The organism is Clostridium sp. SGI.024 (assembly GCF_050315195.1).
Lineage (GTDB): Bacteria > Bacillota > Clostridia > Clostridiales > Clostridiaceae > Clostridium.
Window position 1 is genome coordinate 1 of the sequence record NZ_JBNPON010000123.1, and the last position, 2,927, is coordinate 2,927.

The 2,927-nt window shown below is 25.8% G+C and carries 5 protein-coding genes; 1 reads left to right on the plus strand and 4 read right to left on the minus strand.

Going from position 1 to position 2,927, the window contains the following annotated elements:
- Positions 1 to 25: 25 nt before the first annotated feature.
- Positions 26 to 358, minus strand: coding sequence for an inorganic diphosphatase (locus ACQRD5_RS16895; protein ID WP_320901356.1), 333 nt, complete (start codon positions 356 to 358; stop codon positions 26 to 28).
- A gap of 276 nt (positions 359 to 634) precedes the next feature.
- Between ACQRD5_RS16895 and ACQRD5_RS16900 the strand changes: the two genes are divergently transcribed.
- On the plus strand, positions 635 to 796 hold the full coding sequence (locus tag ACQRD5_RS16900) for a hypothetical protein (protein WP_320901359.1): 162 nt from the start codon (positions 635 to 637) through the stop codon (positions 794 to 796).
- A 295-nt stretch (positions 797 to 1,091) separates the two neighbouring features.
- Here the strand turns inward: ACQRD5_RS16900 and ACQRD5_RS16905 are convergent, their stop codons facing one another.
- The 3 genes from ACQRD5_RS16905 to ACQRD5_RS16915 all read right to left on the minus strand — a co-directional run.
- The gene (locus ACQRD5_RS16905; protein WP_320901354.1) at positions 1,092 to 1,655 is read right to left on the minus strand and encodes a class I SAM-dependent methyltransferase; all 564 of its coding nucleotides are present in this window, start codon (positions 1,653 to 1,655) and stop codon (positions 1,092 to 1,094) included.
- Between the two features lie 86 nt (positions 1,656 to 1,741).
- Positions 1,742 to 2,284, minus strand: coding sequence for a GNAT family N-acetyltransferase (locus ACQRD5_RS16910; protein ID WP_427747095.1), 543 nt, complete (start codon positions 2,282 to 2,284; stop codon positions 1,742 to 1,744).
- A 132-nt stretch (positions 2,285 to 2,416) separates the two neighbouring features.
- Positions 2,417 to 2,927 (minus strand): HIT family protein (locus tag ACQRD5_RS16915; protein WP_427747096.1); only part of this gene is annotated, 511 nt, incomplete at its 5' end.

The following is a 2,927-nucleotide window of genomic DNA, read 5'->3' on the forward strand; positions in this document are numbered from 1 at the left end:
TATTTATATTAAAATTCTTAAGTATTTAATAAATAATTATTCTAGACTCAAAAAATCTCTCTTGAAATTCCACTAAGGCTTTTATTTGTTCTTTATTATACTTATTTAACTCTTTGCAAACAACTAGTTTGTCTTCTATATCAGTTGTTCTTTTTATTATAGCTACTACATATCCTTCGTATATATCTAAAGGTTCAAACTCTCCAATAATGTAAGCATCAATTTCTTCTCCATCTCCTGATATGGTATTTGGAATAAAACCATAATTCAAAGAATATATAAAATTATGTTTAGGGTGTCTAGATCCCAAAGGTCTATCCACTCTAACTTTGACCGATTTTCCTAAGTAATTATCCATATTATCATCTCCGTTCATTAATATACAAAAAGTAAAATTACAATAACAATTTCATAAGAAGTCAATTTTCCAATTCTTGTATTTCGATATTCCTCTTTATGAAAGTTGCAGTAATAATATTCCATTTTATTCCTCTATATATATTCTACATAATTATGGTATAATTCTAAAGTATTATTTAGAAATGCCGTAGTGGATGGCTACGGGGGTTTTGAACATTTTATCCCCTTGGACTATTGGTGAATCTTTCATCATGGTTAGGGGGTGGTATTGGATATGATAGAATTAATTATAAAAAGCTGTGTTTCTGTTTATATTGTTAGATTAGTTTTAAAACATAATCTTTTTGTATCTAAGTTAATAATTAAGATTAAATTCATTGGTCTTCACATAGAACTTAATGGCAAAAAGAAAAAGCACCCATCCCACAAAGAATAGTGCTTTTAGCTCTTAAATTCATATCATAAATTTTATCCAATAGCCCTAAAACAAATGCTCTAAGGATTGCTTAGTGTTGGCGCACTAAGCTTTTCTATTTAACTTTGCATAAGTTCGATTGACTAAATCAAAGATTTAGAATCTCACTTATATTATATCAAATTTTAATAAAAAATAAACATATATATTCTTTATTGAAAATATTTACTATTTTCCAACTTAATCCTATAACTTATTTATATTAAAATTCTTAAGTTTTTAATAAGTAATTATCTATATTATCACCTTGTATATCTTATTTTCTCCAGATATATCTAATAAATGTTCTTTCACCTATGCTATATGTTTTCTTATTTTCTAAATGATAATTTTCTATATCTATCAAGTCCTCTTCTCTTAATATATCTAATTCAGTAATATTAGGATTATCACTTGGGATTTCCTTAAAGCCATTTATCCATAGAACTCCATTTTCCTTTATATGCTTCATTAGAATACTATATAGTTCTGGTCTTAATCTGTAATGATTAATAATAATTGCATCATAATTATATAAATTATTCAAAAAATTATTTTCAGATAAATCTCCCAATTGAGTTTCAATATTTAGATTTTCCTTTTCAGCAAAATAATTTAATCTGTTTAATGCTTCTTCACTAAAATCAATAGCATGTACAACATATCCTAGTCTTGCTAAATAAATTGAATTTCTTCCATCACCACAAGCAATATCTAATATTTTACCTTTTCTAGGAAAATACTTAATATCTTCTTCTAAACATTTTTCATGTCTCATAAGCTGTAATTTCCTTGATTTAAATTTATCATTCCACCATTGACAATTCCCCATATACTGCATTATTAAATCCCCCTGTAATATTTTAAGATATTCTTTACTTCTCATTATTTTATACTATATTTAACTTTATATAATCTTTATATAATTTATAATTTCTTATATTCACTTCTTAAAATATTGTAATATAGCACATTAACCTCAATGTTATCTAAAGCTATTAGTCTTTCTCTCCTTGTAAATTTATATTTAAATCCACATTTTTCATTAACTCTTTTAGAATTACTATTAAAATCAAAGTGTCCACACCATATTAAATCTAAATTCATTTCTCTAAATCCATAATCAATTAATGCTTTTACTGCTTCTGGAACATATCCATTACCCCAATAGCTTGGATTTAAAACATATCCAATTTCTCTTTGTTCTAAATCCTTTAAATCTAAATCTGGTTTTCTCTTATGTAATCCTATTCCACCAATTACTTTGTTTTCCTCCTTTAAAACTATGGCATAAGAGTCATTATTTTTTATAAACATATTTATTATTTCTTTACTTTCATCTTCTGATTTATGTGGTTTCCATCCAGCTCTTGGCCCTACTAATTCACTTTTAGCATATTCATACAAATCCTTACTATCACTAAGTTTCCATGGTCTTAATATCAATTTATCAGTTATTATCTCTTTCATTTTAATCTTCTCCCTTACAGAAATAATACTCTTTCTAAATTACATTTGCTTTTTTGAATATATATAAGTAAATATTATTTTCTCCATAGAATTATTTTTTCAGCCACTCATTTCTTAAAATTGAATAAGCTATTAAACCAATTCTTTCATTCTTTTCTTATATAATTCAACTTCTTCACTGTAATCCATTAAAATACAATCTTCTTTAACAAAATTCTTAAAACAAATTGATTCTCCTTTTAATCGTGGGAATAGAGAAAAATGTAAGTGATTTCTTTTTCCATCACATAATGTACACATATAAACTTTTTCTGCTCCAATAATCTCTTTGTGTAACTTTATAATTGCATTTGATATTTTTAATATGTGCGTACCTAATTCAAGTGGCATTTCAGAAATATCCTCATAATGTTCCTTTGCCACTATTGTAGTTTGACCAGTTGCTCTTGGGAATTTCTCAAATTGACATCTTACTTTATCATCTTCATAAATTATTAAACCTTCACCAGGAAATATATCTCCAGTTTCAAAGTTGTAACATCCAAAACATATTCCTTTGTCTTGTAAATCTTTTATTTTCTTGGATCTCTCTTTTAATTCCATCTTTTCATTTTCAGATAATGCTTTAATATACAAATAAATC

Coding starts and splice junctions, on each gene's coding strand:
- ACQRD5_RS16895 (WP_320901356.1), bottom strand. CDS start 358: ATGGATAATTACTTAGGAAAATCGGTCAAAGTTAGAGTGGATAGACCT.
- ACQRD5_RS16900 (WP_320901359.1), top strand. CDS start 635: ATGATAGAATTAATTATAAAAAGCTGTGTTTCTGTTTATATTGTTAGA.
- ACQRD5_RS16905 (WP_320901354.1), bottom strand. CDS start 1,655: ATGCAGTATATGGGGAATTGTCAATGGTGGAATGATAAATTTAAATCA.
- ACQRD5_RS16910 (WP_427747095.1), bottom strand. CDS start 2,284: ATGAAAGAGATAATAACTGATAAATTGATATTAAGACCATGGAAACTT.